This is a genomic window from Actinomycetospora straminea (assembly GCF_028737255.1).
Classification (GTDB): domain Bacteria; phylum Actinomycetota; class Actinomycetes; order Mycobacteriales; family Pseudonocardiaceae; genus Actinomycetospora; species Actinomycetospora straminea.
This window is the reverse complement of sequence record NZ_JAQZAN010000022.1, coordinates 98,744-105,129: the sequence shown is the minus strand read 5'-3', so window position 1 is coordinate 105,129 and position 6,386 is coordinate 98,744. Positions and strand designations below refer to the sequence as shown.

At 74.5% G+C, this 6,386-nt stretch carries 7 protein-coding genes; 2 read left to right on the top strand and 5 right to left on the bottom strand.

Translation table 11 applies throughout. The features are described 5' to 3' along the window. Positions 1 to 221: 221 nt before the first annotated feature. Entirely contained in the window at positions 222 to 1,436 is a 1,215-nt protein-coding gene (locus tag PH190_RS25040) for an MFS transporter (RefSeq protein WP_274234251.1), read from the bottom strand. 168 nt (positions 1,437 to 1,604) lie between these two features. Here PH190_RS25040 and PH190_RS25035 point away from each other — a divergent pair, with 168 nt between their 5' ends. Together PH190_RS25035 and PH190_RS25030 are read left to right on the top strand one after the other, a co-directional pair. Continuing rightward, positions 1,605 to 2,096 carry a DUF3145 domain-containing protein gene (locus PH190_RS25035; protein WP_274234250.1) on the top strand — a complete coding sequence of 164 codons (492 nt, stop codon included), beginning with the start codon at positions 1,605 to 1,607 and terminating at the stop codon, positions 2,094 to 2,096. A gap of 49 nt (positions 2,097 to 2,145) precedes the next feature. Beyond that, positions 2,146 to 2,751 carry a hypothetical protein gene (locus PH190_RS25030; protein WP_274234249.1) on the top strand — a complete coding sequence of 202 codons (606 nt, stop codon included), beginning with the start codon at positions 2,146 to 2,148 and terminating at the stop codon, positions 2,749 to 2,751. A 72-nt stretch (positions 2,752 to 2,823) separates the two neighbouring features. On the opposite strand, the gene PH190_RS25025 is transcribed toward PH190_RS25030, so the two are convergent. From PH190_RS25025 to PH190_RS25010, 4 genes are all read right to left on the bottom strand, one after another. Next, positions 2,824 to 4,086, bottom strand: a complete 1,263-nt coding sequence (locus PH190_RS25025; protein WP_274234248.1) for a beta-ketoacyl-[acyl-carrier-protein] synthase family protein — start codon at positions 4,084 to 4,086, stop codon at positions 2,824 to 2,826. A gap of 10 nt (positions 4,087 to 4,096) precedes the next feature. Next, entirely contained in the window at positions 4,097 to 4,339 is a 243-nt protein-coding gene (locus PH190_RS25020; protein WP_274201806.1) for an acyl carrier protein, read from the bottom strand. Positions 4,340 to 4,409: 70 nt separating this feature from the next. Then, entirely contained in the window at positions 4,410 to 5,390 is a 981-nt protein-coding gene (locus PH190_RS25015; RefSeq protein ID WP_274234247.1) for a beta-ketoacyl-ACP synthase III, read from the bottom strand. Next, positions 5,390 to 6,322: an ACP S-malonyltransferase gene (locus PH190_RS25010; RefSeq protein ID WP_274234246.1), complete on the bottom strand. Its 933-nt coding sequence runs from the start codon at positions 6,320 to 6,322 to the stop codon at positions 5,390 to 5,392. The genes PH190_RS25015 and PH190_RS25010 overlap by 1 nt, the downstream gene beginning before the upstream one ends. Between the last annotated feature and the right edge of the window lie 64 nt (positions 6,323 to 6,386).

Genomic DNA, 6,386 nt, shown 5'->3' with positions numbered 1-6,386 from the left:
GACTCGAACTGGCACCGGGACTCCAACTGGCACCTCGCGGACTCGAACTGGCACCGGGACTCCAACTGGCACTAGGAGTCGCGGCGAGCCGGTTCGACACGTCCTGCTCCTCCGTCGCACGACGTGTCGACGTGCGGCGCCGCGTCCACTGAGCACGCCCGCACCGCGGAGCGAGGGACGCCCCGGCTGCCTGCCACGCAGCCAGGGCGTCCCTCGCTCGCTCAGGACCCTCGGGCGCGGGTCCAGGCGAGCGCGCACCCCAGCGCGACGAGCACGCCCACCCCGCCGGCGATGGCCACCGCGGTCGCCGGGCCGGTGGCCTCGGCGAGCACGCCCGCTAGCAGCACCCCGAGGCCCTGGGTGACGCGCAGGGCCGTCACCGCGAGCCCGAAGGCCTGGCCGCGGTGGGCGTCGGGGACCGCGGCGACGAACGCCGCGTTGGCCGGCACCTGGTAGGCGCACGCGAGCCCCGACACGACCCAGAGCGCCACGACCCCCGCGAGCGGCGGGTCGAGCGCCGAGGCGATCAGGGGCACGCACGACGCCACCGCGAGCGGCCCGAGCAGCCGGTCGCGGCGCTCGGGCGGCACGAGGCGCGCGAGCAGCACGATGCCCAGCGCCGCCCCGAGCGGGTTCGCGGCCAGCAGCAGCCCCACGGCCGCCGGCCCCCCGCCCAGCGCCGCCGCGTAGGGCGCGGCGAGCCCCTCGATCGTCACCACGAACGCCGACACGCACGCCAGCGCCACGAGCGCGCGCAGCCGCCGGTCGCCGGCGACGATCCGCGCCCCGTCGCGCAGCCCGGCCCCCGCGCGGCCCTCCACCGACGTCGTCACTCGCTGCTCGGTCACCCCGAGCTGCAGGATCACCGCCGAGAGCACGAAGGTGACCGCGTCGCCGAGCAGCGCGACCGGCACGCCCACCAGGGCCACGAGCGGGCCGCCGAGGGCGAACCCGAGGACCTGCCCGCTCTGGTACGTCGTCCCCGACACCGCCGACGCCACGACGTAGCGCTCCCCGGTGAGCACGTGCGGCAGGATCGCCGCTCGCGCGGCCGCGAAGGGCGCGGCGAGCAGCTGGCCGGCGACGACGAGCAGGCACAGCACCCAGAACGGCGTCCCGGGGATCGCCATGAGCGCGAGCAACACCGCCCGCAGGAGGTCGGTGACGACCATCGTCGCGCGCCGCGGCGCCCGGTCGGCGATGCCGGAGAGAAGGGGCCCGGCGACGAGGTCTGGCAGGAAGGTCAGGGCGTAGGTGAGCGCGGTGAGCCCCGCGGAGCCGGTGTCGGTGAAGACGAGGACCGCGAGCGCGACCCGGGCGACCTGGTCGCCGAGGACCGAGAGCAGCTGCGCGGCCCACAGCGCGCGGAACTGGGGATCGGCGAGGACGTCGCCGAACCGGGCACCGCCCGTGCTCGGACGGTCATCCTCGGTCACGGTGTGACGACTCTACGGATCGAGCACCGCGACACGCCCGGGAATCGGTGACACTGGCGCCACAGGAGCATCACGGTGCACACTTCACGCCGGTTGCGATCGGTTCGATCTCTGCCCGAGGACGAGGACGTTGGGGAAGACGCTTCTCGTCTCAGTCGGAGGTCAGCAGTGAGCACCCGTGGCGTGATCTACGTCCACTCGTCGCCGTCTGCGGTCCGGCCGCACGTCGAGTGGGCGATCTCGGGCGTCCTCGACGCCCGGGTCGCACTGGACTGGTCCGCGCAGGACGCGGCACCGGGATCGGTGCGTGCCGAGGTGGCGTGGGACGGTCCCGTGGGCACCGCGGCGCGTTTGGCGACCGCGCTGCGCGCCTGGGGCATGGTGCGCTTCGAGGTCACCGAGGACCCCTCGCCCGGCACGGACGGCGAGCGCTTCAGCCACGTCCCGGGGCTGGGGCTCTGGCACGGGCGCACGAGCGCGAACGGCGACATCGTCCTCGGCGAGGACCAGGTGCGCGCCGCCCTCGCGGGTGCGACGACCCGCGAGTCGCTGACCCGCCGCCTCGACGACCTCCTCGGCACCCGCTGGGACGCGGCCCTCGAGGAGTTCCGCTACGCCGGGGACGGCGTGGCGCCCGCACGCCTGCACCAGGTGGGCTGACCTGACGCCCGCCCGGGGACCGTCGGGGAGTGCTGGCAGGCTGGACGGCATGCTCGGGCGGTTCCGCGACGGTGCGCTGGCCGATCGGCTGCGCCCGGGGATCGTCATGCCCGTGGTGCTCGTCGTGGCGCTGACGCTGCTCGTCGTCGCCGGGGCCCTGCTCGGGGCCCGGGCCGCGGCGGTCGGCCGGTCCGCGGTCGGCGACACCGGCCCGGTGCTCGCCGGGGTCGACCTCCCCGGCGACGGGTCCGCGGGCCCGCCCACGGTCGTGCTCTCCGCGTCCGCCGCGGCCCATCCGCAGGCCGACGCGGTGCGCGACCTCGTGCAGCGCTGGACCGACGCGCGCAACGCCGGTGACCTCGCCGCCTACCGCGCCACGCTCGTGCCCGACGCCCGCGTCGACCCCGCGACGTTCACCGACACGGCCCGCACCCAGCGGGTGGGCTCGGTGGTCATCCGGCGCCTCGACCCGGTCGCCGGCGGGGAGATCGTCGTGCCCCTGGGCTACGTCACCACCCAGGACCCCGCCGTCGCCCCGCCCGACGTCCGCGTCCAGCGCCTGTGCTGGCAGATCAGCGCGGTCGTCGAGACCGCGAGCGGCACGCCCCGCCTCGTCGAACCGAGGCCGGGCAGCCAGCTGCGCACACCGTGCTAGTCGTCGCGCCGGGCCGGGTCGACGGGTCCCGCTCCGTCGTGGCGGGACCCGTCGGCGCGGCGGGTGGGCTGATCAGGCGGGCGTGAAGGCCAGGCACACGTTGTGCCCGCCGAAGCCGAAGGAGTCGCTGATCGCGGCGTCCAGGCTCGTCTTGCGGGCCTCGCCGGCCACGACGTCGAGGGTAACGTCGGGGTCGAGCTCCTCGAGGTTCGCGGTGGGCGGGATGAGCCCCTCGCGCACCGACAGGATCGTCGCGATCGCCTCGACCGCGCCGGCCGCGCCCAGCAGGTGACCGAGCGAGCCCTTCGGTGCGGTGAGCACCGGGTGGTCGCCGATCGCCTTCTTCACGGCCACCGTCTCGGCCACGTCGCCGACGTTGGTGGCGGTGGCGTGGCAGTTGACGTGGCCGACGTCGGCGGGCTCGAGGCCCGCGGTGCGCAGGGCGTTGGCGACGGCCCGGGACTGGCCCGTGCCCTCGGGGTCCGGCGCGGTGATGTGGTACGCGTCGGCGCTGGTGCCGATGCCGGCGAGGCGCCCGTGCACGGTGGCCCCGCGCGCGGCGGCGAACTCCTCGCGCTCCAGCACCACCATGCCCGCGCCCTCGCCGAGCACGAAGCCGTTGCGCCCGGTGTCGAACGGGCGCGAGGCGCGCTCGGGCTCGTCGTTGCGCAGCGCCATGGTGCGGGCCTGGCTGAAGCCCGCGAGCGTGATCGGGTGGATGCAGGCCTCGGTGCCGCCCGCGACGACGACGTCGACCTCGTTAGCCATGAGCATCCGCCAGCCCCAGGCGATGGCCTCGGCGCCCGACGCGCAGGCGCTGACGGGCGCGTGCACGCCCGCGGCCGCCCCGAACTCCAGGCCCACGTGCGCGGCCGGCCCGTTGGGCATGAGCATCGGGATGGTCAGGACCGCGACCTTGCGCAGGCCCTGCTGCTCGAGGATGTCGTCCTGGCCGAGCAGGGTCAGCGCCCCGCCGATGCCCGTGCCGACGATGACCGCGAGCCGCAGCGCGTCGACCTTCGGCGACCCGTCCTCGGTGGCCGGGTAGTCGCCGAGGTCCGCGTGCTGCCAGGCCTCGCGGGCCGCGATGATCGCGGTCTGCTCGCTGCGGTCGAGGCGGCGGGCCTCGACGCGCTTGAGGATCTCCCCGGGTTCGACCGCGAGCTGCGACGCGATCTTCACGGGCAGCTCGAAGGTGTCGACCCAGTCCTGCTCGATCTTCGACGCGGCGCTGCGACCGGCCAGGAGGCCGTCCCAGGTGGTCGCCACGTCGCCGCCGAGCGGGGTCGTCGCTCCCATACCGGTGACGACGACCCCCTGGCCGGTGCTGCTCACGCGTCGCCCCTTACGAGTGGTTGGAGATGTAGTCGACGGCGTCCTGGACGGTGGTGAGCTTCGCGAGCTCGTCGTCCGGGATCTTGACGCCGAACTTGTCCTCGGCCTGCACGGCGATCTCGACCATCGAGAGCGAGTCGATGTCCAGGTCGTCCACGAACGACTTCTCCGCGGTCACCTCCGCGGCGTCGACGCCGGCCACCTCCTCCACGATGCTCGCGAGGTCGGGCAGGATCTCTTCGTTGGTCGCCACGGGCTCCCTTTCTCGTGCGGACATAGCGGGTCGTGCCCGGGTGGGCACCGTACAGATCAGGGCAGGACGGTCACGGCAGGACGACGACCTGCGCCGCGTACGACAGGCCGGCCCCGAAGCCGACCAGCAGCGCGACGTCGCCGGACTTCACGCGTCCGGCGCCGCGCATGTGGTCGATGGCCATCGGGATCGACGCCGACGAGGTGTTGCCGGAGTACTGGATGTCGTCGGCGACCCGCAGGTCGTCGCGGCCCCCGACCTGGCGCAGGCGCTTCGCGATGGCCTCGACGATGCGCAGGTTGGCCTGGTGGGGGACGAGGACGTCGATGTCGGAGGGCTGCAGCCCCGCCGCCTCGACCGCGCGAATGGCGACCGGCGCGATCTTCGTGGTGGCCCAGCGGAACACCGCCTGGCCCTCCTGGCGCAGCGCGTCGGTCTCGTCGATGTGGATCGTGGAGACGAGGTCGCCGGCCGCACCCCAGATGACGGGACCGACGCCGACCTCCTCCTCGGTGGCGGCCGGACCGACCACCGCCGCGCCCGCACCGTCGGCGAAGATGATGCAGGTCGAGCGGTCGTTCATGTCGAGCCAGTCGGAGAGCTTCTCCGAGCCGATGACCAGGACGTGCTTCGCCGTCCCCGAGCGGATCATGTCGCCGGCGAGGCCGGTGCCGTAGCAGAAGCCGGCGCAGGCGGTGTTGAGGTCCATCGCGCCGATGCCGTTGACGCCGATGCGGTCGGCGGTCTGCGCGGCGGCGTTGGGGATCGGCTTCGGCATGGTGCAGGTGGCGACGATGACCGCGTCGAGGTCGCTGGGGCCGAGGCCCGCGTCGGCGAGCGCCTTCGACCCGGCCTCGACGCCCATCGAGACCACGGAGTCGTCGTCGCCGCCGAAGCGGCGCTCGATGATGCCGACCCGGCTCTGGATCCACTGGTCGTCGGTCTCGACGATCTTCTCGAGGTCGTGGTTGGTGACCACCCGGTCGGGCTGCATGCTGCCGAGCCCGAGGAGGCGGGCGCCGGCGGCCTGCGGGGTGAGCTGCAGCCTCATCACGCCCCGCCCTCGATCATCTTCACGGCCTTCTCCAGGTCGTCGGGGGTGTTGACGTTGTGGGTCGGCGTGCCCTTGATCTGCCGCTTCACCATCCCGGTGAGCGTGCCGGCGGGCGTCAGCTCGACGACGCCGGAGACGCCGCGCTCGCGCATGGTGTCCATGCAGGCGTCCCAGCGCACCGAGCGCGTGACCTGCGCGACGAGCCGGTCGAGCATCTCCGACCCGTCGGTGACGACGGCGCCGTCGGCGTTCTGGACCAGCGGGTGGGTCGGGTCGGCGGGGGAGAGCTGGCCGCGGTGCTCGGCGACCCACGCGCCGAGCGCCTTCTCGGCGGGCTCCATGAAGCGGGTGTGGAACGCGCCGGCGACCGACAGCGCGCGCACGCGGGCGCCCTCGGGCGGCGAGGCCACGAGCTCGTCGACGGCCTCCTTCCGGCCCGCGGCCACGACCTGCCCGGTGCCGTTGCGGTTGGCGGGCTCGAGGTCGAGCTCGGCGAGACGGGCGAGCACGGCGTCGGCGTCGCCGCCGAGCACCGCGGCCATCGTCGTCGGCTCTTCGGCGCAGGCGGCGGCCATCTCGCGCCCGCGGACGGCGGCGAGGGCGACGGCCTGCTCGGCGTCGAGGACCTCGGCGATCGCGGCGGCGGCGAGCTCGCCGACCGAGTGCCCGGCGACCAGCGTCTCGTCGGGGACGGAGACCTGCAGGCGCAGCTGGTCCCACGCCAGCAGCGCCGACGCGACGAGCAGCGGCTGGGTGACGGCGGTGTCGGCGATCGCGGCCTCGTCGGCCTCGGTGCCGAGGTGCACGAGGTCGAGGCCGGCCGCCTCGGAGAACGTCTCGAGCCGCCCGCGGGCCTCCGGGCGGTCGAGCCACGGGGCGAGCATGCCGGGCTTCTGGGCGCCCTGGCCGGGTGCGAGGATCGCGATCACGTGGGCCACCTCATCACGGCTCGGGTCTCCTCCGAAGGCGTCGGGACGACGAAACCGCGTCCGT